22 protein-coding genes and 2 pseudogenes are annotated in these 26,868 nt (G+C 73.5%); 16 read left to right on the top strand and 8 right to left on the bottom strand.

The window, feature by feature from the left end; translation table 11 throughout:
• Positions 1–47: 47 nt before the first annotated feature.
• The 3 genes from ACFVYK_RS18030 to rhaI form a co-directional block, all read right to left on the bottom strand.
• Positions 48–1,484 (bottom strand): rhamnulokinase family protein, encoded by a 1,437-nt coding sequence (locus tag ACFVYK_RS18030; protein ID WP_389774685.1) that lies wholly within the window; start codon positions 1,482–1,484, stop codon positions 48–50.
• Between the two features lie 5 nt (positions 1,485–1,489).
• Positions 1,490–3,529, bottom strand: coding sequence for a bifunctional aldolase/short-chain dehydrogenase (locus tag ACFVYK_RS18035; RefSeq protein ID WP_389774687.1), 2,040 nt, complete (start codon positions 3,527–3,529; stop codon positions 1,490–1,492).
• A gap of 116 nt (positions 3,530–3,645) precedes the next feature.
• Positions 3,646–4,806, bottom strand: coding sequence for an L-rhamnose isomerase (rhaI, locus tag ACFVYK_RS18040; RefSeq protein WP_389774690.1), 1,161 nt, complete (start codon positions 4,804–4,806; stop codon positions 3,646–3,648).
• Positions 4,807–5,126: 320 nt separating this feature from the next.
• Here rhaI and ACFVYK_RS18045 point away from each other — a divergent pair, with 320 nt between their 5' ends.
• The 10 genes from ACFVYK_RS18045 (at position 5,127) to ACFVYK_RS18090 (ending at position 16,025) form a co-directional block, all read left to right on the top strand.
• The gene (locus ACFVYK_RS18045; protein ID WP_389774692.1) at positions 5,127–6,644 is read left to right on the top strand and encodes a sugar ABC transporter ATP-binding protein; all 1,518 of its coding nucleotides are present in this window, start codon (positions 5,127–5,129) and stop codon (positions 6,642–6,644) included.
• Complete coding sequence (locus ACFVYK_RS18050) at positions 6,641–7,732, top strand: ABC transporter permease (RefSeq protein WP_389774694.1); 1,092 nt, start codon at positions 6,641–6,643, stop codon at positions 7,730–7,732. The genes ACFVYK_RS18045 and ACFVYK_RS18050 overlap by 4 nt, the downstream gene beginning before the upstream one ends.
• Positions 7,725–8,732 carry an ABC transporter permease gene (locus tag ACFVYK_RS18055; RefSeq protein WP_389774696.1) on the top strand — a complete coding sequence of 336 codons (1,008 nt, stop codon included), beginning with the start codon at positions 7,725–7,727 and terminating at the stop codon, positions 8,730–8,732. Before ACFVYK_RS18050 ends, ACFVYK_RS18055 begins: the two co-directional genes overlap by 8 nt.
• A gap of 36 nt (positions 8,733–8,768) precedes the next feature.
• Positions 8,769–9,851, top strand: a complete 1,083-nt coding sequence (gene rhaS / locus ACFVYK_RS18060) for a rhamnose ABC transporter substrate-binding protein (RefSeq protein ID WP_389774698.1) — start codon at positions 8,769–8,771, stop codon at positions 9,849–9,851.
• Positions 9,852–9,891: 40 nt separating this feature from the next.
• On the top strand, positions 9,892–10,212 hold the full coding sequence (locus tag ACFVYK_RS18065) for an L-rhamnose mutarotase (protein ID WP_389774701.1): 321 nt from the start codon (positions 9,892–9,894) through the stop codon (positions 10,210–10,212).
• Positions 10,213–10,330: 118 nt separating this feature from the next.
• A complete protein-coding gene (locus ACFVYK_RS18070) occupies positions 10,331–11,755 on the top strand; it encodes a BNR repeat-containing protein (RefSeq protein ID WP_389774704.1) in 1,425 nt (474 codons plus the stop codon).
• Positions 11,756–11,846: 91 nt separating this feature from the next.
• Positions 11,847–12,878: a LacI family DNA-binding transcriptional regulator gene (locus ACFVYK_RS18075; RefSeq protein ID WP_389774706.1), complete on the top strand. Its 1,032-nt coding sequence runs from the start codon at positions 11,847–11,849 to the stop codon at positions 12,876–12,878.
• 214 nt (positions 12,879–13,092) lie between these two features.
• The gene (locus tag ACFVYK_RS18080) at positions 13,093–14,394 is read left to right on the top strand and encodes an alpha/beta fold hydrolase (protein WP_389774709.1); all 1,302 of its coding nucleotides are present in this window, start codon (positions 13,093–13,095) and stop codon (positions 14,392–14,394) included.
• Positions 14,395–14,422: 28 nt separating this feature from the next.
• Positions 14,423–15,166 carry a PIG-L deacetylase family protein gene (locus ACFVYK_RS18085; protein WP_389774710.1) on the top strand — a complete coding sequence of 248 codons (744 nt, stop codon included), beginning with the start codon at positions 14,423–14,425 and terminating at the stop codon, positions 15,164–15,166.
• A 25-nt stretch (positions 15,167–15,191) separates the two neighbouring features.
• Complete coding sequence (locus ACFVYK_RS18090; RefSeq protein ID WP_389774713.1) at positions 15,192–16,025, top strand: pentapeptide repeat-containing protein; 834 nt, start codon at positions 15,192–15,194, stop codon at positions 16,023–16,025.
• Here the strand turns inward: ACFVYK_RS18090 and ACFVYK_RS18095 are convergent.
• On the bottom strand, positions 15,987–17,618 hold the full coding sequence (locus tag ACFVYK_RS18095; RefSeq protein ID WP_389774716.1) for a cytochrome P450: 1,632 nt from the start codon (positions 17,616–17,618) through the stop codon (positions 15,987–15,989). The two genes, ACFVYK_RS18090 and ACFVYK_RS18095, sit on opposite strands and share 39 nt — an antisense overlap.
• 108 nt (positions 17,619–17,726) lie before the next feature.
• On the opposite strand from ACFVYK_RS18095, the gene ACFVYK_RS18100 reads away from it, so the two are divergent.
• Both ACFVYK_RS18100 and ACFVYK_RS18105 read left to right on the top strand, forming a co-directional pair.
• A complete protein-coding gene (locus ACFVYK_RS18100; protein WP_389774719.1) occupies positions 17,727–18,344 on the top strand; it encodes a TetR/AcrR family transcriptional regulator in 618 nt (205 codons plus the stop codon).
• Positions 18,345–18,483: 139 nt separating this feature from the next.
• Positions 18,484–19,209 carry a DUF2470 domain-containing protein gene (locus ACFVYK_RS18105; protein WP_389774722.1) on the top strand — a complete coding sequence of 242 codons (726 nt, stop codon included), beginning with the start codon at positions 18,484–18,486 and terminating at the stop codon, positions 19,207–19,209.
• On the opposite strand, the gene ACFVYK_RS18110 is transcribed toward ACFVYK_RS18105, so the two are convergent.
• The 3 genes and pseudogenes from ACFVYK_RS18110 to ACFVYK_RS18120 form a co-directional block, all read right to left on the bottom strand.
• Positions 19,177–20,460: a lactonase family protein gene (locus ACFVYK_RS18110; protein WP_389774725.1), complete on the bottom strand. Its 1,284-nt coding sequence runs from the start codon at positions 20,458–20,460 to the stop codon at positions 19,177–19,179. The genes ACFVYK_RS18105 and ACFVYK_RS18110 overlap by 33 nt on opposite strands.
• A 195-nt stretch (positions 20,461–20,655) precedes the next feature.
• Positions 20,656–21,265: pseudogene (locus tag ACFVYK_RS18115) on the bottom strand (hypothetical protein).
• 28 nt (positions 21,266–21,293) lie between these two features.
• Entirely contained in the window at positions 21,294–22,547 is a 1,254-nt protein-coding gene (locus ACFVYK_RS18120) for an aromatic acid exporter family protein (protein ID WP_389774727.1), read from the bottom strand.
• A 376-nt stretch (positions 22,548–22,923) separates the two neighbouring features.
• On the opposite strand from ACFVYK_RS18120, the gene ACFVYK_RS18125 reads away from it, so the two are divergent.
• From ACFVYK_RS18125 to ACFVYK_RS18135, 3 genes and pseudogenes are all read left to right on the top strand, one after another.
• A complete protein-coding gene (locus tag ACFVYK_RS18125) occupies positions 22,924–24,270 on the top strand; it encodes an ROK family protein (protein ID WP_389774729.1) in 1,347 nt (448 codons plus the stop codon).
• Between the two features lie 149 nt (positions 24,271–24,419).
• Positions 24,420–24,659, top strand: coding sequence for a hypothetical protein (locus ACFVYK_RS18130; RefSeq protein ID WP_389774731.1), 240 nt, complete (start codon positions 24,420–24,422; stop codon positions 24,657–24,659).
• Between the two features lie 23 nt (positions 24,660–24,682).
• A pseudogene (locus ACFVYK_RS18135) lies at positions 24,683–25,191 on the top strand (hypothetical protein); the annotation flags it as partial.
• A gap of 3 nt (positions 25,192–25,194) precedes the next feature.
• On the opposite strand, the gene ACFVYK_RS18140 reads toward ACFVYK_RS18135, so the two are convergent.
• Positions 25,195–26,223, bottom strand: a complete 1,029-nt coding sequence (locus tag ACFVYK_RS18140) for an SDR family oxidoreductase (RefSeq protein WP_389774733.1) — start codon at positions 26,221–26,223, stop codon at positions 25,195–25,197.
• Positions 26,224–26,535: 312 nt separating this feature from the next.
• Here ACFVYK_RS18140 and ACFVYK_RS18145 point away from each other — a divergent pair.
• On the top strand, positions 26,536–26,868 hold a 333-nt coding region (locus ACFVYK_RS18145; RefSeq protein ID WP_389774736.1), incomplete at its 3' end, for an alpha/beta fold hydrolase.

A 26,868-nucleotide genomic window follows, 5' to 3' on the forward strand; every position in this document is an offset into this window, starting at 1 on the left:
GATGAGTGAAGGGTAGTCCGGCTCGGCGGTCCGGGGGAGGCCCCGGCTCAACGCGCGCCGAGCCGGGCCTCCGCCTCCCGCCACCGCTCGGCGTCGCCCTGCGGCTCGTAGCGTGTCAGGGGCTGCGTGCGGCCCAGCAGCCGGCGCATGTCGGCGCGCTCGCCGACCAGCCCGTGCGCCCGGGCCTGGACCAGCACGTTGCCGAGCGCGGCCGCCTCGGTGGGGCCGGCCACCACAGGCAGCCCACAGGCGTCGGCGGTCAGCTGGCACAGCAGCGCGTTGCGGGTCCCGCCGCCGACGACGTGCACGACGTCGACGGGGTGGTCCGCCAGGCGCCGGGCGTCGGCGACCGCCCGCCGGTGCGCCAGGGCCAGGGAGTCGAGGATGCAGCGGGTGATCTCACCGGGTGTGCGCGGAACCGGCTGGCCCGACGCCCGGCACGCCTGCGCGATCCGCTCCGGCATCCGCCCGGGCGCGAGGAAGACGGCGTCGCCCGCGTCGACGACCGACCGCAGCGCGGGCACGGCCGCCGCGTCGCGCAGCAGTCCGCCCAGGTCCGGGTCGCCCCAGTCCCGCACGCACTCCTGGAGCAGCCACAGGCCCATGATGTTGCGCAGATAGCGGACCGTGCCGTCCAGGCCCAGCTCGTTGGTGAAGTTGGCGGCGCGGCTGTCCTCGGTGAGCACGGGCGCCGTCAGCTCCAGGCCGGCCAGCGACCAGGTGCCGGTGCAGATGTAGGCGAAGCGCTCGCCGACCGCCGGGACGGCGGCCACGGCGGACGCGGTGTCGTGCGAGCCGACCGTGGTCACCGGAACCGGGCCGGTCAGTCCCGTCTCCTCCAGCACCGACGACCGCAGCAGCCCCGCCGGCTCGCCGGGCCGGCGCAGCGGCGCGAACAGCGCCAGGTCGATGCCGAGCCGCGCGGCGACGTCGCGGGACCAGTCGCCCGTGCGGGGGTCGATCAGCTGGGTGGTCGAGGCGTTGGTCAGCTCGGTGCCCTGCTCGCCCGTCAGCCAGTAGGCCAGCAGGTCGGGAATGAGCAACAACCTTCGCGCCTGCGCCAGTTGGGACGTGGAAGCCGCGGCCGAAAGCTGGTACAGGGTGTTGAAGGGCGCGTACTGCAGGCCCGTCGCCGCGTACAGCTCGGCCGCCGGCACGGTGGCCCACACCTTCTCGGCGACGCCCTCGGTCCGCGCGTCCCGGTAGTGGACCGGGTTGCCCAGCAGGGCCCCGTCGGCGTCCAGCAGGCCGTAGTCCACGGCCCAGCTGTCGATGCCGACGGAGTCCACCCGACCGGCCGCCCGCAGCCCGTCCAGCACGCCCGCGTACAGGGACAGCACATCCCAGCGCAGCCCCTCCGGCACCCGGACCGGCCGGTTGGGGAAGCGGTGGGCCTCGGTCAGCTCCAGCGAGTCCGGGCCGACCCGGCCGACCATGACGCGCCCGCTCGACGCACCGAGGTCGACGGCGGCGTACGCCTTCACGGCCGTCACCGGAGGAAAGCGGCCGCCACACCCGCGTCGACGGGGACGTGCAGCCCGGTGGTGTGGGTGAGCTCGCCGCCGGTGAGCGCGAACACGGCGTTGGCGACGTGCTCGGGCAGCACCTCGCGCTTGAGGATGGTGCGCTGCGCGTAGAACTCGCCCAGCTTGTCCTCCTCCACCCCGTACACGGCCGCGCGCTGCGCGCCCCAGCCGCCGGCGAAGATGCCGGACCCGCGCACGACGCCGTCGGGGTTGACCCCGTTGACGCGGATGCCGTGCTCGCCCAGCTCGGCGGCGAGCAGCCGCACCTGGTGGGCCTGGTCGGCCTTGGTGGCGGAGTAGGCGATGTTGTTCGGGCCGGCGAAGACGGCGTTCTTCGACGCGATGTAGACGATGTCGCCGCCCAGCCGCTGGGCGATCATCACCCGGGCCGCCTCCCGCGACACGAGGAAGGAGCCGCGGGCCATGATGTCGTGCTGCAGGTCCCAGTCCCGGGCCGAGGTCTCCAGCAGCGGCTTGGAGATGGAGATGCCGGCGTTGTTGACCACCAGGTCGACCCCGCCGAAGGCGAGCGCGGCGGACTCGAAGGCGCGGGCGATCTGCTCCTCGTCCGTCACGTCGACGGTGACGGCGACGGCCCGGTCGGCCCCGCCCAGCTCCTCGGCGACGGCGGCCGCGTTCTCGGCGTTCAGGTCGGCGACGACGACGCAGGCGCCCTCGGCGGACAGCCGGTGCGCGATCGCCCTGCCGATCCCGCTGCCGCCGCCGGTGACCAGGGCCACCCGGGTGGCCAGCGGCTTCGGCTTCGGCATCCGCTGCAGCTTGGCCTCTTCGAGCGCCCAGTACTCGATGCGGAACTTCTCCGACTCCTCGATCGGCGCGTACGACGACACCGACTCGGCGCCGCGCATCACGTTGATCGCGTTGACGTAGAACTCGCCGGCGACCCGGGCCGTCTGCTTGTCCTTGCCGAAGGAGAACATGCCCACGCCCGGCACCAGCACGATCGCCGGGTCGGCGCCGCGCATCGCGGGCGAGCCGGGCTCGGCGTGCCGCGCGTAGTAGGCGGCGTACTCCTCGCGGTACTCGGCGTGCAGCTCCGCCAGCCGGGCGACCGCGTCCGCCACCGCGGCGGTGGGCGGCAGGTCCAGGACGAGCGGGCGCACCTTGGTGCGCAGGAAGTGGTCCGGGCAGGAGGTGCCGAGCGCCGCGAGCCGGGGGTGCTCGGCCCGCGCCAGGAAGTCCAGCACGGCCTCGGAGTCGGTGAAGTGCCCGACCTGCGGCCGGTCCTGGGAGGCGATCGCCCGTACGTGCGGGGCGAGCGCGGCGGCCCGCCGCCGGCGCTCGTCCTCGGCCAGCGCCTCGTAACCGGCGACGAGCGGTCCGAAGGGCTCGGCCTTCCCCCGCTCCGCGAGGAAGGCCTCCGCGGTGCGGATGACGTGCAGCGAGTTGCGCTCGCACTCCTCGGCCGTGTCGCCCCAGGCGGTGATCCCGTGGCCGCCCAGCACCACGCCGATCGCCCGCGGGTTGGCCTCCTTGACGGCCGCGATGTCCAGGCCGAGCTGGAAGCCGGGCCGCCGCCACGGCACCCAGGCGACCGAGTCCCCGAAGCACTCGGCGGTCAGCTTCTCCCCGTCCGCCGCGCAGGCGAGCGCGATCCCGGAGTCCGGGTGCAGGTGGTCGACATGGGCGGCGTCGACGAGCCCGTGCATGGCGGTGTCGATGGACGGAGCCGCCCCGCCCTTGCCGTGCAGGCAGTAGTCGAACGCGGCGACCATCTCGTCCTCGCCCTCGACGCCCGGGTACACGTCGACGAGCCCGCGCAGCCGGTCCAGCCGCAGCACGGCCAGCCCCGCCTCGGTCAGGGTGCCGAGGTCGCCGCCCGACCCCTTCACCCACATCAGCTCGACGTCCCCGCCGGTGACGGGGTCGGTGTCGACGCCCTTGGCGGAGGCGTTCCCGCCGGCGTAGTTGGTGTTGCGGGGGTCGGCGCCCAGCCGGTGGGACCGGGCGAGCAGGGCGGCTGCTTCGGGATGGGTGGACATGCAGTTTCCTCACTTCTCGAACGCGGGTGACGGAGCGCGCCCCGAGGGGGCGCGGGGAACTGCGCGACCAGCCGCGACGGGCCCGCAGTCCGCGACGGACAGGTGACGGCGGACGCCTACGCGCCCCAACCCGCCTGCTCCCCGCCGACCCGCGAGGCGACGATCTTCTCGGCGTACCCGGACGCCCGGTACGCCACCATGGGCTCGGGGTCCAGCCCCATCTCCTCCCGCACCTCCCGCAACAGCGGCCGCACGTCCGTGTTGTACGCGTCCATCAGCACCGCGTTGGCCTCCAGCACGTCCCCGGAAGCCTGCGCGGCACCGAGCGCGGACCGGTCGACGAGCAGCGCCTTGGCCGTCGCCTCCTGCACGTTCATCACGGACCGGATGATCGCCGGGATCTTCGCCTCGATGTTGTGGCACTGGTCGAGCATGAACGCCACCTCGGAGCCGAACCCGCCCCCGCGCACCACCTCGTACATGATCCGGAACAGCTGGAAGGGGTCGGCGGCGCCGACCATGAGGTCGTCGTCGGCGTAGAAGCGCGAGTTGAAGTCGAATCCGCCGAGCTTCCCCTCGCGCAGCAGCGTGGCGACGATGAACTCGATGTTGGTCCCTGGCGCGTGGTGGCCGGTGTCGACCACCACCTGCGCCTTCGGGCCCAGCTTCAGACAGTGCGCGTACGCCGTCCCCCAGTCCGGCACGTCCGTGGAGTAGAAGGCCGGCTCGAAGAACTTGTACTCCAGGAGCATCCGCTGCCCGTCCCCGAGCCGCGCGTACACCTCGGCCAGGCCCTCTGACAGCCGGTCCTGCCGCGCCCGCAGGTCGTCCTGGCCGGGATAGTTGGTCCCGTCGGCGAACCACAGCTTCAGATCGGCGGAGCCCGTCGCGTCCATGATGTCGACGCACTCCAGCAGATGGTCGAGCGCCTTGCGCCGTACCGCCGCCTCCGGGTGGCAGATGCTGCCGAGCTTGTAGGCGTCGTCCTGGAAGGTGTTGGAGTTGATCGCCCCGAGCTTCACGCCCCGGTCTTCGGCGTGTTTCGCAAGTGCGGAGTAGTCCTCCACTTCGTCCCAGGGGATGTGCAGCGCGACGGTCGGGGCCACGCCGGTGAAGGCGTGCACCTGTGCGGCGTCGTCCAGCTTCTCCTGCGGGGTGCGGGGGACGCCCGGCTGGGCGAACACCTTGAACCGGGTCCCCGAGTTCCCGTACGCCCACGACGGTGTCTCGACGGCCTGGGTCTTCAGCGCGGCCTTCACCGCTGCGAGGTCGGTCACTTCGGGCTCCTGTGACATCGGTCCGGAAGAACATCCGCAGCGGCTGCCAGAGCCTTCCGAGGACGCTTCTGGAAACGCTGTTGATGAAACGATTCAGAACGGGAAGCTATGAGCCCACCGGGGGAGTGTCAAGCCCCCGGGCCTGGCTTGTTGTCCGTGACCGCCGCGTGACCTTCGGCTATCGAAAACTTTTCGAGACGCACCCATTGACGTGACATGGCCCCCATGCCTAACGTCCCGGCAATCCAGTTGAAACCTTTCACGACGTCGTGACGGCCCCCGGTGGGTGTCGGTTCGCGGACGTCGTCGAGGAGCCACCCATGACCCACCCGTCCGACACGGGACCGGCCCCGGTGCTGGCACTGAGGGACGTGACCAAGTCCTTCGGCGCCGTACGCGCCCTGCGGGGCGTCTCCCTGGAGCTGTTCCCCGGCGAGGTCCACGCCCTCGCCGGGGAGAACGGCGCGGGCAAGTCGACCCTGATCAAGACCCTCGCGGGGGTGCACCGACCGGACGCCGGCCGGGTGCTGCTCGACGGTGAGCCCGTCGTCTTCCACGGTCCCGGCGACGCCCGCGACGCCGGCATCGCCGTGATCTACCAGGAGCCCATGCTCTTCCCCGATCTGTCGATCGCCGAGAACATCTTCATGGGCCGCCGGCCCCGGCGCGCCTTCGGCCGCATCGACCACAAGGCCACCCACGCGGCCACCGCCGCCCTGATGAAGCGCCTCGGGGTCGACCTCGACCCCGACCGCCCGGCGAGCGGCCTGTCCATCGCCGACCAGCAGATCGTCGAGATCGCCAAGGCGCTCTCCTTCGACGCCCGCGTCCTGATCATGGACGAGCCGACCGCGGCCCTCACCGGCAGCGAGGTCGCCCGCCTCTTCGGCGTGGTGCGCACCCTGCGCGACCAGGGCGCGGCCGTTCTGTTCATCTCGCACCGGCTGGAGGAGATCTTCGAGATCTGCCGCCGGGTGACCACCCTGCGCGACGGCGCGTGGATCGCCAGCGAGCCGGTCGAGGGCATGACCGAGGACGACCTGGTCCGCCGGATGGTCGGCCGCGACCTCGACGAGCTCTACCCCAAGCAGGACGTGACACCGGGCGAGGTCGCCCTCAGCGTCCGCCGGCTGACCCGCGAGGGCGTCTTCACCGACGTCTCCTTCGACGTGCGGCACGGCGAGATCGTCGGCCTCGCCGGACTCGTCGGCGCCGGCCGCACCGAGGTCGCCCGCGCGGTCTTCGGCATCGACCGCTGGGACGCGGGTGAGGTCTTCGTGCACGGCCGCCGGCTCACCAACGGCGCCCCCTCCACCGCCATGGCCGCCGGCCTCGCCCTGGTCCCCGAGGACCGGCGCGCCCAAGGCCTGGTGATGGACATGTCCATCGAGCGCAACATCGGCCTCACCGGCCTGCGCACCACGGTCCGGGCCGGCCTGATGGACCGCGGCGCCGAGCGCAGCCGCTCCCTCGACTGGGCGGTCAGGCTCCAGGTGAAGTACGCCAGGCTCGCCGACACCGTCGACACGCTCTCCGGCGGCAACCAGCAGAAGGTCGTCCTCGCCAAGTGGCTCGCCACCGGCCCCCAGGTGCTGATCGTCGACGAGCCGACGCGCGGCATCGACGTCGGCACCAAGGCCGAGGTGCACCGGCTGCTGTCCGAGCTGGCCGCCGACGGGGTCGCCGTCCTGATGATCTCCTCCGACCTGCCCGAGATCCTCGGCATGGCCGACCGCGTGCTGGTGATGCACGAGGGCCGGCTCGCCGCCGAGATCCCCCGCTCCGACGCCACCGAGGAAACCGTGATGGCCGCAGCCACCGGGAGGGCCGCCGCATGACGGTGACCACTCCCGAACAGGCCCCCGTCGCCGAGGCGCCCCGCTCCAGCGGCACCCGCCTCGTCGACCGCGTGTTCAAGATGCGCGAACTCGCCATCCTGGTGGTCTTCCTGGCGATGATCGCCGTCACCCAGGCCGGCAACAGCGCGTTCCTGTCCGAGCAGGGCGTCAAGGACCTCCTGCTCAACGCGACCATCCTGGTGCTGGTCGCCACCGGCCAGTCGCTGGTCGTCATCACCCGCAACGTCGACCTGTCGGTCGGCTCCACCCTCGGCGTCAGCGCCTTCGCCGCCGGCACGTATCTGCACGGCGGCGGCGACCCGGTGATCGCGATCGCGCTGGCCGTCCTCTTGGGCGTCGCCTTCGGGCTCCTCAACGGCCTGCTGGTCAGCCTCGGCCAGGTGCCCGCCCTCGTCGTCACCCTCGGCACGCTGTACATCATCCGCGGCATCGACTCCATCTGGGTCGGCTCCCGCCAGATCACCGCGGCCGACCTGCCGAACTCCTTCGTCGACTTCGGCTCCGGAGGTCTGTCGGCGGTGCCGTGGCTCGCGCTGATCGCGCTCGCCGTCCTCGTCGCCACCGCGTACTTCCTCAAGCACTTCGGCAGCGGGCGCGAGCTGTACGCGCTCGGCTCCAACCCGGAGGCCGCCCGCCTCGCCGGCATCCCGGTCCGCAAGCGGATCCTGGCCGCCTACACCTTCTGCGGCGGCCTCGCCGGCCTCGCCGGCGCCATGTACCTGGCCCGGTTCGGCAACGTCGACTCCAGCACGGGCAACGGCTACGAACTGACCGTCGTCAGCGCGGTCGTCGTCGGCGGCGTGGTGTTCACCGGCGGCTCCGGCAGCGTCTACGGCGCAGCCCTCGGCGCCCTGCTGCTCACCTCCATCAACAGCGTCCTGCCCGCCCTCGGCGTCAGCTCGGTCTGGGTGCTCGCCATCAACGGCGTGCTGCTCCTGCTGGCCATCGCCATCGACCGGATCGTGGCCGTCCGGGTGGCGTCCGCGCTGAAGAAGAAGGCGGCCGCGGCCAGGACCGCCGCCGCCGTGCAGACCCCCGTCAAGAAGGGAGACGCTCACGATGCCTGAGTCGTTCACCCGCGCGATCCGCTGGTCCGCCCTCAGATGGGACGGGGTCGTCGGCGCCCTCCTGATCGTCCTGCTCCTGTTCTCCTTCACCTTCGTCGACGGCTTCGGCAACGCGCTGAACCTGTCCTTCCTGATCGGCAACACCCTGCCGATCGCGCTGGTCGCCCTGCCCATGACCCTTCTGGTCGTCTCCGGCGAGATCGACCTGTCGGTCGCCTCCACGGCCGGTCTGTCCGGCGCGGTGATGGGGGCGCTGTGGAACCAGGGCATGACGATCGAGGCGATCATCCCCGTCTGCCTGCTGCTCGGCGTGGTCTGCGGGCTCGTCAACGGCCTGCTGGTGACCCGGCTCGGCCTGCCCTCCCTCGCCGTCACCATCGGCACCCTGGCCGCCTACCGGGGCGTCGCGCAGATCGTGCTCGGCTCCGACGCGGTCACCGACTTCCCCGGCCAGTACCTGGACTTCGCGGCCGGCCGCATCGGGGACACCTTCCTCCCGCAGGCCGTCCTGCCCTTCGTCGTCCTGCTCGCGATCGCGGTGGTCGTCCTGCACGCCACGCCGTTCGGGCGCTCGCTGTTCGCCATCGGCGCCAGCGAGGAGGCCGCCCGGTTCGCCGGCGTCCGGGTCAAGCGGCACAAACTGATCCTGTTCACGGTCACCGGCCTGATGGCCTCGCTCACCGGGATCTTCTGGGCGCTGCACTACGCCAGCGCCCGCTACGACAACGCCACCGGCCTCGAACTCTCCGTCATCGCGGCCGTCCTCCTCGGCGGCATCGACTTCGACGGCGGCAAGGGCACGCTCGGCGGCGCGATCGCGGGAGTCTTCCTGCTCGGCGCGGCGCAGAACGTGATGAGCCTCCAGGACGTCTCCGCCCAGTCGCAGATCGTCGTCACCGGCGTCCTGCTCGTCGTCTCCGTGCTCGGCCCCCGGGTCGCACGGCAGATCTCCGTCGCGCGGGCGGGCCGCCGGACGGCTGCCCCGACACCGACGCCGTAACCCGCTCCGCCCACCTCGCAAAGGACCCACACCATCATGCGCAAGTCATCGCTCCGCCGTGCCTGCGCGGCCCTCGCGGCCGTCTCCTCGCTCGCCCTCGCCGCCACCGCCTGCGGCGGCACCACCAAGGACGACGTCAAGAACGAGAGCACCGGCGCGGCCGCCGCGGCCGGCAAGGCCGACCCGAACGCGGCCACCAAGAAGGGCCTGACCGTCGGCTTCCTGCCCAAGCAGGTCAACAACCCGTACTTCACCTCCGCCGACAAGGGCGGCGAGGCCGCCCTGAGGGAGCTCGGCTCCAGCTACAAGGAGGTCGGCCCGTCGAGCGCGACGGACACCTCCGGGCAGGTGTCGTACGTCAACACCCTCACCCAGCAGCAGGTCGACGGGATCGCCGTGTCCGCGCAGGACCCGGGCGCCCTGTGCACCGCCCTCAAGCAGGCGATGAGCAACCAGATCAAGGTCGTCACCTACGACTCGGACACCAACCCCGGCTGCCGCAACGCCTTCGTCTCGCAAGCCTCCGCCGAGGACCTGGGCCGCACCGAGGTGCAGCTGCTCGCGCAGCAGATCGGTTACAAGGGCGAGATCGCCATCCTGTCGGCCGCGCAGACCGCGACGAACCAGAACGTCTGGATCGACTTCATGAAGAAGGAGCTGGCGGACCCGAAGTACAAGGACGTCAAGCTCGTCAAGGTCGCGTACGGCAACGACGACGCCCAGCAGTCCTTCCAGCAGACCCAGGGCCTGCTCCAGCAGTACCCGAACCTGAAGGGGATCATCTCCCCGACCACCGTCGGCATCAAGGCGGCCGCCCAGTACCTGTCGGGCTCCAAGTACAAGGGCAAGGTCAAGCTGACCGGCCTGGGCACCCCCAACGACATGCGCACCTACGTCAAGAACGGCACCGTCGACGCCTTCGAGCTGTGGGACCCCTCCAAGCTGGGCGCGCTCGCCGCGCAGACCGCGGTGGCGCTCGTCTCGGGCCAGATCACCGGCAAGGAGGGCGAGACCTTCAAGGCCGGCGGCACCACGTACACGCTCGGCAAGGACGGCGTGATCAGCCTCGGCAAGCCGACCGTGTTCGACGCCAAGAACATCGACCGGTTCAACTTCTAGGCGCCCTCGCCCCGACCCCCCACCCGAGGAGCGGTACTCCATGCAGCGCGTGTGTTTCCTGCTCAAGGTCCGTCAGGACAAGCTGGCCGAGTACCGCGAACGCCACGCCGCCGTGTGGCCGGAGATGCTCGACGCTCTCTCGGCCACCGGCTGGCACAACTACTCGCTCTTCCTGAGAGACGACGGCCTGCTCGTCGGCTACCTGGAGACCGAGGACTTCGCGGCCGCCCGGGCCGCGATGGAGGCCACCGAGGTCAACGCCCGCTGGCAGGCGCAGATGGGCTCCTTCTTCGAGTCCCTCGACGGCGCCCGGCCCGACGAGGCCATGCAACCGCTCACCGAGGTCTTCCACCTCGCCTGAACCCCCGCACCCGCCCGGCCCGCCGACGCCCCTCCCCGGCGCCGCCCCCGCCGCGTCACCCCCGCCCGTGCCCGTGTCCCCCGTCCCCCCGCTCTCGCCCGACAACGGAGTCCCCGAGATGAGACGACGCACCCTGCTGGCCGGCGCCCTCGCCGGCGCCGCAGCCTCCCCCGTGCTCGGCGCCGGCGCCGCACGCGCCGCCGCCCCCGGCCCCTCGGTCACCAGGAAGGCCACCAGCCGACTGGACGCTCAGGCGCTGTTCTTCGTGTCCTACGACGGCCTGGTCAACAACAACTCCTTCCAGAAGAACGGACTGCTGACCTACAAGGGCTACCAGTACGCCGCCTGGTACACCTCCACCAGGAACGCGGTCGTCGCCCGCCGCGTCCTCGGCGGGACCACCTGGTCCACCGTCACGCTCGCGCACCGGCTCAAGTCCGACGACTCCCACAACGTCATCTCCCTGGGCGTCTCGAGGACCGACGGCCGGCTCCACCTGAACATGGACTCCCACAGCGACGGCTTCTTCTACGTGAAGTCGGCCGCCGGGCTCCTCGACGCCCCGGCGAGCACCGCCTGGACCTCCGCGGTCTTCGGCCCCGTCCAGACCACCCTCGACGGTCTCGCGCTGACCGGCCAGTTCACCTACCCGCAGTTCGTCTCCACCCCCGAGGGAGGGCTCCAGCTCAGCTACCGGGCCGGCATCTCCGGCAACGGCCGCAACGCCCTGGCGGAGTACGACGGCTCGGCCTGGACGAACCTCGGCGAGTGGTCCGGCTCGACCGGCACGTACACCAGCGAGCACGGCTCCTCGACCGCCCGCAACATGTACCTGCACGGCATCGACTACGACGTCAACGGCCGGCTGCACTCCCTGTTCACCTGGCGCGAGCAGAACGCCGCCGTGATGTGCTCGAGCGGCGGCATCACCAACCACGACACCGGCTACGTCTACTCCGACGACCGCGGCCGGACCTGGCGCAACGACGCGGGCGCCGTCGTCGGCGTCACGGGAGGCTCCGACAAGGTCGCCGTCACCGACGCCGGGCTCGTCGTGGACGCGCTCAACCCGGACCACTCCCTGATGAACCAGGAGAGCCAGGCCACCGACTCCGCCGGCCGGCCGCACGCGATCATCAGCTACGTACCCGGCCGCTTCGGCCAGTGCACCACGAACTACGTCGCCGACCGCACCGCCAACGGGCGCGCCTTCCACCTGCGCAAGAACGCCTCGGGCAGCTGGCAGAAGACGGAGATCCCGGTCGCGCTCGGCTCCAGCCAGCGCACCAGACTGATCCTCGACACGTACGACAACGCCTACGCGATCTTCCCGTTCGGCCGGATCGCCGGCGCCTCCAAGGCCTCCGGTCACAGCGACTGGACGGTCCTCTTCGACGGCAGCGGCCTCAACGCGTTCGGCGAGGTCGTCGTCGACGAGCTGCGGGTCAGGGCCGACAACACGCTGTCGTTCCTGTACCAGGAGAAGTCCAGCGGGACGACCCCGTCGGCGCTCCACGTCGTCGACTTCGCGCTGCCCGCATGAGCGGCGCACCGACTCGGCCGGGGTCCCGACGGCATGACGGTAATGTGAAGGCCGTCCCGCCGTGCCCCGTTCACCTGGAGGTTCCCGCCTGATGGCCCAGTCGGTGGGTATCAAGGACGTCGCCCGTGCCGCCGGAGTCTCCGTCGGCACGGTGTCCAACGTCATCAACCGCCCGGACACGGTCGCCGCCGAGACGCGGGCCCGGGTGCTCTCGGCGATAGACCGCCTCGGCTACGTGCGCAGCGAGTCCGCCCGTCAGCTGCGCGCGGGACGCAGCCGGATCATGGGACTGCTCGTCCTCGACATGGGCAACCCCTTCTTCGTGGACGTCGCCCGCGGCGCCGAGCGGGCCGCCCGGGACGCCGGCCTCGGCGTGATGGTCTGCAACAGCGCCGAGAGCGCCGGCGAGGAGGCCGAGTACCTGTCGCTCTTCGCAGAGCAGCGGGTACGCGGGGTCCTGCTCACCCCGGCCGACGCCACCGGCCGCAACATCGAGTCGTTCCGCCGGCACGGCATCCCCTTCGTGCTCGTCGACCGGGTCTCCGAGGGCACGGCCGAGTGCTCGGTGTCGGTGGACGACGTCGCGGGCGGCGCGCTCGCCGTGCGCCACCTGATCGACGCCGGGCACCGCTCGATCGCCTACGTCAGCGGCCCGCCCGGCTTCACCCAGGTCCGCGACCGCCGCACCGGGGCGCTGAACGCGCTGGCCGAGGCCGGCCTCGGCCCCGACAGCCTGCGCGAGCTGCCCACCGAGCGGCTCGACGTCGCCGCCGGACGCGACGCGGGCGCCCGGCTGCTGGGCCTCGCCGACCGGCCGACCGCCGTGTTCTGCGCCAACGACCTGCTCGCGCTGGGCGTCCTGCAGGCCATGTACGCGGCGGGCGTCGGAGTCCCCGACGACCTCGCCATCGTCGGCTACGACGACATCGAGTTCGCCGCCGCCGCGGCCGTCCCGCTCACCTCGGTACGGCAGCCCGCCGTGACCATGGGCGCCCTCGCCGCCGAGATGCTGCTGGAGGAGACCGAGGAGGGCGCCGAGGGCGCGAAGCGGGCGCACGAACACCGGCGCGTGGTGCTCCAGCCGGAGCTGGTGGTGCGCCGGTCCAGCCTGTCCGCGCGCTGAGCGGCGCACCGGCGCCACGCCGACGGCCCGTTCGCGGCGCCGGACCCCATGTCGGCAACGTACTGATCCGCTGTTCAGCAGCGTACTGATCGGCTGTTCAGCACCGCGCCGAGCCGCTGTCCGGCGCCGTTCATGATCCCCCGGTCTCGGACGCCGCCCGGACATGTGCTGAACTGGGACGCGGTCCGTACACCGATCGTCCCGGGAGCCCGCGTTGTCCGTCAGCTACCGTCAGCCCGGCGTCGTCCTCACCGACCGCCGTTTCACCGTGCCCCTCGACCACGCCGACCCGGCCGGGGAGACGATCGGCCTCTACGCCCGTGAGGTCGTCGCGAGCGACAAGGCGGACCAGGACCTGCCGTGGCTGCTCTACCTCCAGGGCGGCCCCGGCTTCGGCGCCCACCGGTTCGTCGGCCGGCCGGCCTGGCTCGGCCGCGCGCTGGAGGAGTACCGGGTCCTCCTCCTGGACCAGCGCGGCACCGGGCACTCCACTCCGGCCAACCGCCAGACGCTCCCGCTGCGCGGCGGTCCGGCCGAACAGGCCGACTACCTCGCGCACTTCCGCGCCGACTCCATCGTCCGGGACTGCGAGCTGATCCGCCGCGAGGTCACCGGCGGCGCCCCCTGGACGGTCCTCGGCCAGAGCTTCGGCGGCTTCTGCACGGTCACGTACCTCTCCCTCGCCCCCGAGGGCCTGACCGCCGCCCTGATCACCGGCGGTCTGCCCGCCCTGGACGCCCACGCCGACGACGTCTACCGCGCCGCCTACCCGCGCATGGAACGCAAGGTCGCCGCGCACTACAGCCGCTACCCGCTCGACGTCGAGCGCGCCCGCCGCATCGCCGACCACCTGCTGCACCACGAGGTGATCCTCCCCACCGGCTACCGGCTGACCGCCGAGGCCTTCCAGACGCTCGGCATCCTGCTCGGCGGCGGCGAGGGAAGCCACCGGCTCCACCACCTCCTCGAAGAGGCGTTCGTGACCGCCCCGGGCGGCCCGGAGCTGTCGGACGCCTTCCAGGAGGAGCTGCAGGGACAGCTCTCCTTCGCCGGACACCCCCTCTACGCCCTCGTCCACGAGGCGACCTACGGACAGGGGGCCCGGCCCACCGACTGGTCGGCCGAGCGGGTGCGCGCCGAGTTCCCGCAGTTCGACGCCGCCAAGACGCTCACCGGGGACGGCCCGCTCCTTTTCACCGGCGAAACGATTCACCCCTGGATGTTCGACGTCGACCCGGCTCTGCGCCCACTGCGCGAGACCGCCGAACTCCTCGCCGCCCGCACCGACTGGCCGACGCTGTACGACCCCGACCGCCTCGCGCTCAACGAGGTACCGGTCGCTGCGGCGGTCTACCACGACGACCTGTACGTCGACACCGCCCACTCGCTGCGCACCGCGCGGGCGATCCGGGGGCTGCGCACCTGGGTCACCGACGAGTTCGAACACGACGGCGTCCGGGCCGGCGGCCCGCGCGTCCTGGACCGCCTGCTCGCCCTCGCCCGTGACGAGGTGTGACGCTCCGGTCACCGGTTAGGCTGCGGGCATGACCGAACCGACGATCCCCCGGCTCCAGCCCCTGCCCGAGGACTGGCAGCGTGCCCTGGCCGTGGTGGCGCACCCGGACGACCTGGAGTACGGGTGCGCCGCGGCGATAGCCGCCTGGACCGACGCCGGCCGTGAGGTCGGCTATGTGCTGGCGACCCGCGGCGAGGCGGGCATCGACACCCTCGCGCCCGCCGAGTGCGGTCCGCTGCGCGAGCGGGAGCAGCGGGCGAGCGCGGCCGTGGTGGGGGTGTCGTCGGTCGAGTTCCTCGACCACCGCGACGGCGTCGTCGAGTACGGTCCCGCCCTGCGCCGGGACATCGCCGCCGCGATCCGCCGGCACCGACCCGAACTCGTGATCACCCTCAACCACCGTGACACCTGGGGCGGGGTCGCCTGGAACACCCCCGACCACGTGGCCGTCGGCCGCGCCGTCCTCGACGCGGCCGGGGACGCCGGGAACCGCTGGATCTTCCCCGAACTCGTCGAGCAGGGTCTGCAGCCCTGGGACGGCGTGCGCTGGGTCGCCGTGGCCGGGTCCACCACGCCCACGCACGCCGTGGACGCCGCCGCGGGCCTGGAGCGTGCGGTGGCCTCACTGCTCGAACACCGCACCTACATCGAGGCGTTGACCGACGAGGAGCCCGAGGCGTACGCGCGGCGGTTCCTGACCGGGTCGGCGACGGCCGTGGGGGAGAGGTTCGGCGGACGGCCGGCCGTGGCGTTCGAGCTGTTCAGCCGGTAGTGCGGCAGGTCAGTAGGCTGGCGGCATGCGAGACATGACGGTGGAGCCGGCCGGGCTGCGCGGCGACTGCGAGAACTGCTTCGGGCTGTGCTGCGTGGCCCTGCCCTTCGCCCGGTCCGCGGACTTCGCGATCGACAAGCCCGCCGGCACGGCGTGCCCCAACCTGGGCCGGGACCACCGCTGCGGCATCCACGCGCGGCTGCGGCAGTCCGGCTTCACCGGCTGCACGGTCTACGACTGCTTCGGCGCCGGGCAGAAGGTCTCCCAGGTCACCTTCGGCGGCCGGGACCGCAGTACGGCCTCGCGCGAGGAGGCCCGTCGCATGGCCGAGGCGTTCCCGGTGGTCCGCCAGCTCCATGAGCTCCTCTGGTACCTCGCCGAGGCGCTCGCCCTCCCCGCGGCCCGCCCGCTCCACGGCGACCTGCGCCGGGTCCTGGACCGCACCGACCGACTCACCCTGCTGTCCCCGGACGAGCTGGCCGCGCTCGACGTGCCCGCCCACCGGCAGGACGTCAACGCGCTGCTGCTGAGGACCAGCGAACTGGTCCGCTCCGGCATACCCGGGTGCAAGAAGAAGGAGCGGCGGGGCGCCGACCTGGTGGGCGCCCGGCTCAAGGGCGCCGATCTGCACGGCGCGAACCTCCGCGGCGCCTGTCTGATCGCCGCCGACCTCACCGGCGCGGACCTGCGACGAGCCGACTTGATCGGCGCCGACCTGCGCGACACCGACCTGACGGACGCCGATCTGACCGGCGCGTTCTTCCTGACCCAGCCGCAGCTGAACGCGGCCCGGGGGAGCGCGGGCACCCGTCTGCCGGAGTCAGTCGCCCGCCCCGCGCACTGGACAGCGCGAGCCTGAACCCTGCGCCCCGCCCCGCCCCTCGCCGGCCGGGCCGTCGACCGGCGCGTCGAGCGGGCCGGCGGACGGTGTGGGCGTGCGCCGTTCCAGGTGCATCCGCAGCCCCTCCGGCATCAGCGTCAGCCGTTCCGTGACGCGCAGCCGGTAGGCGGGGTCCGGCCGCAGCTCGTACCGGCGCAGCAGCAGCCCCAGCACCAGCACGGCCTCGTGCAGCGCGAACTGCCGGCCGATGCAGGCCCGGGCGCCGGTCCCGAACGGCTTGTAGGTGTGAGGGGCCCGCGCGCGTACGGCCTGGGCGTCGAAGCGGTCGGGGTCGAAGCGTTCGGCGTCCGGTCCCCACACCCCGGGGTCGCGGTGCAGCATGGCGGTGAGGACCAGCGCCCAGCCGCCGCGCCGCATCGGGTGCTCGCCGCCCAGCACGGTGTCCGCCCGGGCCTCGCGCGCGAACGCGGGCGCCGTCGGCCACAGCCGCAGCGCCTCGTCGAGCACCCGGCGCACGTACCGCAGCTTCGCCACCTGTGCGTAGCCGGGCAAGGCCGCGTTCCCCCACACCCGGTCCACCTCCTGCCGGGCGCGCGCCGCGATGCGCGGGTTGAGGGAGAGGTAGTGCAGGGCGAAGGAGAGCGCGCCCGAGGTCGTCTCATGGCCGGCCACCAGGAAGGTGACGACCTGACGGCGCACGTTCACCGCCGACAGCCGTTCGCCCGTCTCGGGGTGGGCGGTGTCGAGCATCCGGTCGAGCAGGTCGCCCTCTCCGCCGCCCGCCGACCGGCGCGCCCGCACCAGGTCGTCGACCGTGCGGTTGAGGAAGGCGATGTCGGCCTCGTTGCGGCGGGTGGCCCGCCGCAGCAGGGCGGGCGAGGGCACGGCGTTCAGGCGCTGCGCGTAGGTGAGGGTGCCCACCATGGCGGTGACGAAGGGGTGCGGCCGGGTGCGCTCGAAGGACCCGAAGTCGTGCCCGAAGCCGGTGCGCGCGATCGTCTCCAGGGTCAGTCTGGTCATGTCACCGGGCACGTCCACCGGCCGGCCGGCGGCCAGTTCCGCGTCCCAGTGGCCGGTGAGGCGGGCCGCCACGTCGAGCATCATCGGGTGGTAGGCGGCCATGGCCTCGCGGCTGAACCCCGGCGCCAGGACGTCGTGCGCCAGCTGCCAGTTCGGCTCGTGGTTGTACGCCGTGAACAGGGCGTCCCCCACCACCGGGCGCAGGTTGGCGATGCCCAGCCCCACGTGCTTGGCGAACCGGTTCTCGTCCGCCAGGTCGGCGGCCAGGTCAGCGCCTCCCACGAACACGAACTCCCGGTCGAACACCTTGCGGCGGAAGATCGGCCCCAGCTCCGTGGCGTAGCGCAGGGAGTCCTGGAGGGGGGTGCGCCGGCTCGCGCCCAGGAGATCGCCGAGCAGGGGGATCCGGTGCGGCGGATGCGGTATGCGCTCCAGCTCGGGCCAGCCGAGCTCGGCGCTGCGAAAGCCCTTCGGCAGGGCGTCCACGGCCACCGACCCGGCCGCAGGCCTCGCGCCCGTGGGCTCCGGCGCCGCCGTGCCCGGCGTGGACCCCGTCGACCCGGCCGTTGCGGCCGTCCCCGTCTCCGCCATGACGCGATCTCCCTTGATGCAGCGGCAGGTTGAGCATGTTGTACATGGGTTCAATAGCGCGTCTCAGTCTGCTGCCGCCGCAGAACCGGCGTCAAGTAAGGTGCGGCCATGGCCGCGAACCAGGGGGAGGGGCGCACCCGGCGCCGACTCGGCACCGAGGAGCGCAGGGAACAGCTCCTGTCGGTCGGCGCGCGGCTGTTCTCGGAGAGCCCGTACGACGACGTGTGGATCGAGCAGGTCGCCGAGATCGCCGGGGTCTCCCGTGGACTGCTCTACCACTACTTCCCCGCCAAGCGGGACTTCTTCGCGGCGGTCGTCGAGCGGGAGAGCGAGCGGATGCTGCGCATGACGGCGGCCGTGCCCGGCGTTCCGGTCCGCGAGCAGCTCGCGTCCGGTCTCGACACGTACCTGGAGTACGTGGAGACCCACGCGCACGGATACCGGGCGTTCCACCGGGCGGACGCCGCCGGCGACCAGGCCGTGCGGAAGGTCTATCAGCGGGCGCTCGCCGTACAGGAACAGCAGATGCTGGCCGCCCTCGGCGCGGACCCGGAGTTCGGTCCGCTCGTCGAGGCGCGCCCCGACGTACGGCTCGCGGTGCGCGGCTGGCTGGCGTTCACGACGGCGGTCTGCCTGGAATGGCTGCGCGGGTCGGAGCTGTCGCGGGAGCAGGTCCGGGAGTTGTGCGCCAGGGCGCTGCTGGGGGTCATCCCCTCCCCGGGGTGAACGCCGAGGCGTGGGCGGAGGCGAGCGTGCCCGCGTGCTGTCCGCGTGCGGAGCGGCGGTCGTCCGCACGGGCGGGCGTGGTTGGCGCGAGCCCGGATCTCCGATAGCTTAGGCAAGCCTTACCTTAGGAGGTTTCAGGATGGGTGACAGCCAGAGCTGGGCCGCGGCGCCCGCCGCCGCCGAGCGGGCCCGTTCGGTGCTCGCCGCAGCGTGGTCCTGCACGGCGACCGCGGACGGCGGGCGCGAGGAGCTCGTCGGCGCGCACACCGTCGACGACGGCGGCCGGGTGGTCCTGCGCGTGCCCGAGGACAGCGCCCTGCGCACGGCGATGATCTGCGCACCCCGCGGCGAGCCGTCCGCCGTGCTGGAGTTCGCCGACGTGGCGCCCGTCCCGGTGCGCAGCCGGATCCGCGCCCGGCTCTGGCTCGCCGGCTGGTTCACCCCCCACGAGGACCGTCTCGCCTTCCAGGCCACCCGCGTCGTGTTCACCCCGCTCACCGGCGCGGTCGTCGTCGCCCGCGACGAGTTCGCGCAGGCCCGGCCCGACCCCCTCGCCACCGCCGAGGCGCAGCTGCTCGGCCATCTCGCCGACGCGCATCCCGACGCGGTGGAGCGGCTCAGCCGGCTCGTCCCGCCGGACGCCCTGCACGGGGCCGTGCGCGTCCAGCCGCTCGCCGTGGACCGGCACGGACTGACGCTGCGCGTCGAGCGCGCCCGCGCCCACGGCGACGTCCGGCTGCCCTTCCACGCCCCCGCCGACGACGTCGCCCAGCTCACCGAGCGGATGCACGTCCTGCTCACCCAGGCCGCCGCCGCGTCCTGCCCCCGCGCCCTACAGTGGCAGCGCGCAGACGGCGACGGGTGAGGCGAACGGCTCGCCCGCGAGCCGCAGCCCGCCCCTCGCGCCGTCCACCCGGAAGACGCTGACCGTGCCGGAGCGCTGGTTGGCGGCGAACAGCAGACCGCCGTCCGGGGAGAGCGCGATCTGCCGGGGGAAGTCGCCCTCCACCGGCGTCGTGCCGAGCAGCCGCAGCCGGGCGCCGGCCGCCTCGACCGCGTAGCGCGCGACGGTGTCGTCGCCGCGGTTGGCGAGGAAGGCGTACGCGCCGTCCGGCGTGACCGCCAGCTGCGCGGGGTAGTTGGCGTCCGCTTTCGAGCCGGTGGACTGCGGCCGCCCGATCGTCAGCCGGCCGCTCGACGGCTCGTAGGCGCACACCGCGACCGTGTCGTCGGCCTCGTTCGCGAGGTAGGCGTGCCGGCCGCCGGGATGGAAGGTGAGGTGGCGCGGGCCGGCGCCCGTCCGGGTGTGCGCCTGCGCGACCTCCGTGAGGACGCCCGTCCTGTCGTCCAGGCGGTAGCTGTACACGGTGTCCGTGCCGAAGTCGACGGCGAGCACGTGTCCGCCGTCCGGTGCCGTTATGAACTGGTGCGCGTGCGGCCCCTGTTGGCCCGGGCGGGGCGTCGGCCGGGTGTGCTCGACCAGGTCGGTGCGCTCGCCCAGCGCCCCCGAGGCCTCGATCGGGTGCACGGCCACGGTGCCCGAGCCGAAGTCGGCGCTCAGCAACCACCGTCCGCCGGGGTGGACGGACAGATGGCAGGTGGCCGCCCCGCCGGTGGCCCGGCTGCCCAGCACCTTCCCGTCGGCCAGCCGCACCGCGGTCACCGCGCCCCGCTCGCGTTCGTTCACCGCGTACAGCGTTGCGCCGTCCGGGTGCACCGCGAGGTAGGACGGGTCCGGCACGCCCGTGATCGTCGACCGCCCGGTGATCCGCCCCGAGGCGCGGTCGTACGAGGCGACGCCGATGCCCTCTCCGCCGCCCTGCGCGGAGGTGTACGTGCCCAGGTACAGCGGGCGCGCGCCGGACGGGCCCGGCGAGGGGGCGGGCGAGGCCTGCTGACCGGCCGACGACGACGGCTGCCGGGGCGGTGCGCCCCGCCGCTCCGCCCGGGCCCCGGACGGAGCGCCGTCGCCGTCGGCGCCGCAGCCGGCCAACGCCGATGCCGCGGCGGCGGCGCCGAGCGCTCCGACGAAACGGCGCCTCGTCCAGCCCCGGCGGCTCCCGGACCCCGGCGAACCGGGCGACCCCCGCCGCGCCGCTTGCGTCTCCTCGCCCATGCCCGCACCTCAGGTCGTCGTCCGCCTCCGCCGTGACAGCCACCTTGACCCGGACCGGCCGACGAACGCAAAAGGGGGACGTGCCGCGAGAGGTCCGGGCGGGCGCGCCGAGGTGCGGCAGGCGGACGCGACGGGTCACGCGCGAAAGGGCCAGGGTCGGTCCGGGCCGTGCCGGTCCCGGGCCGGGCGGCGGCGCTACCAGTCGCCGTCCTCCACGGGCCGGCCCGGCGGGTCCCCCGGCTGCCGCACCTGGCCGGGGACGGGCGGCTGCCACGGGTCCGGGTCGGGCCCCAGCCAGTCGCCGACCGGCTTCACGCCCTCGAGCACCTCGCCGGGGGCGACGTCGCAAGCGTCCTCGTCGTAGTAGTCGAACCAGGGCAGTCCGGCCCGGGTGTACGCGGCACGGGCGACGGCGGCGGCTCCTCGCCGGTGATGCGGCGCCACTGCGGGGGTGTCACCAGGTGCACGAAGACCCGGGCGGCGGGCTGCTCGGTGTAGTGCGAGAGGGGGCGGGTGTCCTGGTACATCTCCTGCCGCATCGAACCGCCGGCTCCGCCGACCCCCCGAAGCTCAGCCACATCGCCTCGCGCGGATACATCGGCGGCAGCACCCCGCCGCGCGCCGGCCAGGCGGCGGGCACGGCGTCGGCGTGATCGCGCACCCGGCGGACCGGGAACTCGCCGAGGCCCGGCCGCGGGTCGTGCGTGCCGCTCTCCGGAAGCCGCAGCGTGCGCATGAACCGCACCCCCACCCCGCCCGGCAGCCTCAGCGTGTTCCCGTCGACCCGGACGGCGGTGTCGGCCATCGTCGTGCTCCCCTCGTCGTCGCGCACATCAACTGGAACGACGGGCGGCGGCGTCCCGGTTCCGCCGCAGCCGCACCGGGGCCCGCAGCCGCGCGCCCATCCGGTACAGCCGCGGCCGCCGCTCACGCTGCTCGCGGCTGTTGCGGTCCAGCTCCTCCAGGAGCCGCTGGGTGCGGTGCTCGGTGTCCAGCTCGTCGAGGATGCGGTTGACCTCGGTCAGCACCGCGCCGTGCAACTGCCACTGGCGGGCGTCGTGCTGCAGCTGCTCCAGCAGCAGCTGGGCCAGCTTGTCGCGGGTGGTGGCGGCCTGCCGCAGCTCGGCGGTGAGCCGGGTCTCGGCGGCGTTCGCGTCCAGGCTGACGTGTGTGGTCACCAACACCGCGAAGCTGACCACCGCGTCGGCGATCTCGGACAGCACCTGCTCCACGACCTCGCCGGTCGCGGGCGGGAACAGCGGATGCGGCTCGCGCTCCTTGGCGAGGTCGGTGAGGGAGCGGGCCAGCACCCGCAGCACGACCGTGCAGATCTCCAGCGTGTCCAGACCGGTGCGCAGCACCACCCGGTGCAGCAGCCCCTCCCGCACCCGCGGGTTGAGCCGCAGACTCTCCTCCGCCTGCCGCAGGGCCGCGTCCACCTCGACGATGTCGTGGTCCAGCCGCCGCGCCTCGTGCAGCCGGGCGGCCGCCTGCTCGGCCGGGGTGCCGCCCGCGGCCTCCTCGCCGATGCGCAGCATGAGCTGGCGCAGCCGGCGCGCCAGCCCCTCGATCGACTCGCCGGCCTCCTCCACCCACACCGGCGGCGGCAGCAGCAGATTGCAGCCGAGGCCGACGACCGCGCCGATCAGGGTCTCCACCACCCGCGCCCACGCCGTGTCGCCGACGGTGGTGACGCCCAGCACCAGCATGGCGCTGATCGCCACCTCCGGGACGTACTCGTCGACCCGTACCAGGTGCCCGACCCCCAGCGAGGCCACGATCAGCAGACCGAGGCTCCACCAGGTGAGCCCCACCAGAAGGCTGAAGACGATGGCGACGACGACGCCGGCGACCACCGCGGTCACCCGGCGAACGCCGTTGGTGAGCGTCGCGTACAGGGTGACCTGGACGACGAGCAACGCCGTCAGCGGCGCGGTGAGCGGCAGCGCCTCCGGGCTCAGGCGGAGCGCGATGACGTAGGCGAGCGAGGCCGCGGCGGCCGACCGCAGAGCCTGGAGGACGACGGGTTCCCGGTGGCGCCGCACCAGCCGCACGAGCGGCGCCGCGCGCTGACGTACTTCTTGCATCCCCAGACCAGTTCCCCTTCCTCCCCTGCTCGAACGTTTCTTCCACCCCACGATGGCCCGGATGGCCGACGGGGCCACCGCCCGCCCCCGTCGAGCCGGATCCGGCGGACGGCCAGGGGCGCCGGGCAGCCGGCGCCGCGTGCGGTCGGTGCCGAGCACCTGCGCCGGGCAGTCGGCGGCCGGGCCGCGTGCGGTCGGTGCCGAGCACCTGCGCCGGGCGCGGGAGAAGGTCGCCGCGGAGCCGCTCGCGGCGCCGGACGGGAGGGCCGGCGCGCGGCTGCCTTAGCTCACAACGTGAACTAAGGGTTGGAGGATGTCGCGCCCGCCGTTCCGTAGAGGTATGTTGCAGGTCGGGCAGGGCTCGGAGGGGAGCGACATGACGGGGCGGAACGGGCGCACGGTACGCGACCTGAGGCGGGCCAACCGCACGGCCGTGCTGCAACGGCTCTACTTCGACGGGCCCCTCAGCCGCTTCGAGCTGGGGCCGGCCACCGGTCTGAGCTCGGGCTCGATCAGCAACGTCGTCGCCGACCTGGTCGCCGACGGGCTGGTGGAGGAGGCCGGCAGCGTCGAGTCGGACGGCGGCCGCCCCCGCATCCTGCTGCGTGTGGCCCCCGGCAGCGGCCACATGATCGGCGTGGACGTCGGCGAGACCCGGGTGCGGATCGAGCTGTTCGATCTCACCCTCACCGAGCTCGCCCGCGCGGAAAGGCCTTTGGAGCAGCGCCGGTACGAGGTGGACGGGATCGTCGGGCACATACGCGAGGGCGTCGCCGAGGTGCTGGCCGCGGCCGGCGTCGCTCCCGAGCGGCTCCTCGGGGTCGGCATCGGCGTCCCGGGCATCGTCGAGCACACCGCCGAGCGCGGCGCCGTCGTACACGGCCAGACCATCGGCTGGGACGCGGTCCCGCTGGAGGCGCTGCTGCGCGAGAGCTCCCTCCTGCCCGAGAGCGTCCCGTACTTCATCGACAACGGCGCGAAGACGCTGGGCCAGGCCGAGATGTGGTTCGGCGGCGGCCGGGGCGCGCGCAGCGCGGTGGTGGTCCTCTTCGGCTCGGGCGTCGGAGCGTGCCTGGTCACTCCGGAGGTGGAACACGGCCGGGCCGTCGAATGGGGGCATCTGACGGTCCGGGTGCGGGGTCGGCGCTGCCGCTGCGGCGCCCTGGGCTGTCTGGAGGCGTACGCGGGCGCCGAAGCGCTGCTGGAACGCTGGCGCGAGGAGGGCGGCCGGCCGCCGCGCGACGTCGACGAGGAGACCGCGCTGACCGCGATGCTGGCCGCCGCCTACCCCTCGGACGCCGGCCGGCCCGCCGAGGACGGTGCGACCCCCGACGATGGCGCGACCGCCGACGCGGGGCCGGCCGCGGACCCGGTCGCGCTCGCCGTCCTGGAGGAGACCGCCGAGTACCTCGGCGCCGGTCTCTCCGACCTGATCAACCTCTTCCAGCCCGAGCGCATCCTCATCGGCGGCTGGGCCGGTCTCCAGCTCGGGGCCCGCTTCCTGCCCGCCGTACGCCGACATGCCACCGCGTACGCGCTGCGCCACCCCGCCCAGAAGGTCACCGTCGAGCTGGGGCGGCTCGGCCCGGACGCGGTCACCGTGGGAGCGGCGATCCTTCCGCTCGCCGACTTCTTCGGCCGCGGCGGCCGACGCCCCGAGCCCGCCCCCGCCGGCCCGGCGCCGGCCTGGCGGACGGTGCTGGAGGAACGCGCCCCGCGCTGACCCGGACGCGTGCCCTGCTCCGACCCGGGCCGGCCTGCGCAGGCACGTTTCGTGGGCCGCGCAGGAGGTACCCGCGAGTCGCCCGGGCGAACGCCGTCCGGGAGTTGTCGCCCGCGTCCGGCGCGGTGCGACCGCGAAGGGAGCACGTCGTGGCCGAACACCGACTCCAGAGCCCGGACGGGAACGGCGCACCGGTCCCGCGGGACCTTCCGGACCAGCAGGCCGGCGGAGGCGACGACCGCTGGGACGCCGCCGAGCCCGAGCCTCAGCAGCCCGCCGGGGCCGAGGACGTCCCCGACACCGACGAGGCGGGCACCGGCCCACAGGGCGCCCCGCCCGCGGGCACCGGCCCCTCCGAGAGCCCCGAGCCCGAAGAACCCACCGCCTGACGCCTGAGGGGCCTTGCACGGGCATGGCCGACCGGGCCCGTTCCTGGCCCGTCCTGCGTCAGCTCACCGGCGACGACCGCACGGGACGGGGCAGCGAGCGCCGCGAAGTCCGCGCGCACGGAGCGGCTGCGCCCCCGCCCCGACACCGCCGCCCCCGCACCGACACCGCCGACCGCGTCGTCCCGTCCGTGTGCCCCTGCTGCGCCGTCGGGTGCGGCCAGCGGGTCTACGTCGAGGGCGACCGGGTCGTGCGGATCGAGGGCGACCGGGTCGTGCGGATCGAGGGCGACCCCGCCTCGTGCGGATCGAGGGCGACCCCGCCTCGCCGGTCAGCCGCGGCCGGCTCTGCCTCAAGGGCTCGGCCATCCGCCAGCTCACCACCGTCTCCGCCCGCCACCCACCAGGTGCTGTCCGCCGCCCGCACGGCACGGACTGGGAGCACGGCACGGACGGGGAGCCCCTGGACCTGGAGACGGCCATGGACATGGTGGCCGACCGGGTGATCCGCACCCGTCGCGAGACCTGGGAGTGGACGTCAGCTCGCCTTGCGGGGGCGGAGAGGTTCCGTCCGGGCGCCCGCTCCCTCGCGCATGCCGAGCAGGAACTCCTCCAGCACCTCCGGCGCCGTGTGCTCGGGGCGCCAGCCGAGTTCGACGCGGGCGCGGGTGCAGTCCATCAGCGGCAGGCGCAGGACGGCGTCGAAGAGGTGCGGTGAGGCGGGCAGGAGATGGAGGTTCCAGGCGGCGGCGATCGCGGTGCGCGCCGCCGTGCGGGGCAGCCGCACCGGCTGGGCGCCGAACATCTCACCGAGCAGTTTCGCGTCCACGGTCGGCTCGGCGGCCAGGTTGAACGGGCCGCGCACCTCGGTGTGCAGGGCGAGCCGGTATGCCTCGGCGGCGTCGTCGGTGTGCAGCGCCTGCATGCGCAGCCCCGGGACGTCCGGCACACAGGGCAGCAGTTCGGGGCGGGCCAGCGGTCCGGGCAGGAACCTGCCCCCGAAGATGCGCCGCTGTTCGCTGGCCGAAGCGCGCTGGAACAGGAACGCGGGCCGCATACGCACCACCCGCGTCTGCGGACGTTCGCGCTCGAAGGTGTCCAGGACGCGTTCCAGGTAGGCCTTCTCCCGGCAGTACGCGGCGTCCGGCCAGCCGTGCGTGGGCCAGGACTCGTCCACCGGCCGGTCCTTGGGGCCCGGCGAGTACGCGCCCACCGAGGACGCGTGCACCAGCACGGGCACCTGCGCGGCGGCCACCGCCTCGAAGACGCGGAGGCTGCCGAGGACGTTCGTCCGCCAGGTCGTCGCCGGATCGTGCGTAGGCTGGAACGCCCAGGCCAGATGCACCACCGCGTCGGCCCCGCGGAACGCCGCCGCGAGATCCGCCCCTTCCGAGGCCAGGTCGACGGCCGTCCACTCGGTCTTCGGCGGTGACCAGTCCGGGATCCGCCGCGCCAGCCCGTGGACCGACGCCACGTCCGGATCCTCCGACAGGCGGCGCACCACACTCGTGCCGACGTTGCCGGTGGCGCCGGTGACCACGACCTTGCTGCCCGTTGAGCTGCTCACCTTCGGCTCCTCTCGGGGTCCTGGGGGAGCCGACCGAGTACCCGGCCCGGACCGGCGCACGCGGCGCCGGGCCGAGGCGCATGACCCCGGGGGTGATCGACGCCCGCCGGCCGCGCCGGAAGCATGGACGGCGTCACCCGCTCACCGCATCCCGCACCCTTCGCAGGAGGACGTCCATGCCGTACTTCACGAGCCCCCGTCGACGGCGCCCCGGCTGCACCACGAACTGATGCTGGCCGGCGCCGAGGCCTTCCGGCGCGACCGGCCGCTGGACCGTCCCGCAACGACCTCTCCGAGGCGTACGTCGAGACGATGGTCCGGCGCTGTCACGGCTCGACGGCGCGCGCCGCAGTCGCCGTCCTGGAAATCATCGCCGCCCTCGACCTGGCGCCCGAAATGGCCGCGCTCGATCTGCCCGTGCTCGTCGTGCACGGCGCCCACGACGCTTCCGGGCCGATCGAGCTGACCGGCCGCCGTGCCGCCGCCCTCGCGCCGAACTCCAGCCTGGAGGTGTACGAGAACGCCGGCCACGGCCTCTTCGCGACCCACGCCGACCGGCTCACCGCCGACCTGCGGAAGTTCGCCGCGGGGGGGGGTGCCCCTATGGGTTTCGTCAAGCTGATGGGGCGGGCTGGGGTTCGTAGA

It is taken from the genome of Streptomyces sp. NPDC058291 (assembly GCF_042880855.1).
GTDB lineage: Bacteria > Actinomycetota > Actinomycetes > Streptomycetales > Streptomycetaceae > Streptomyces.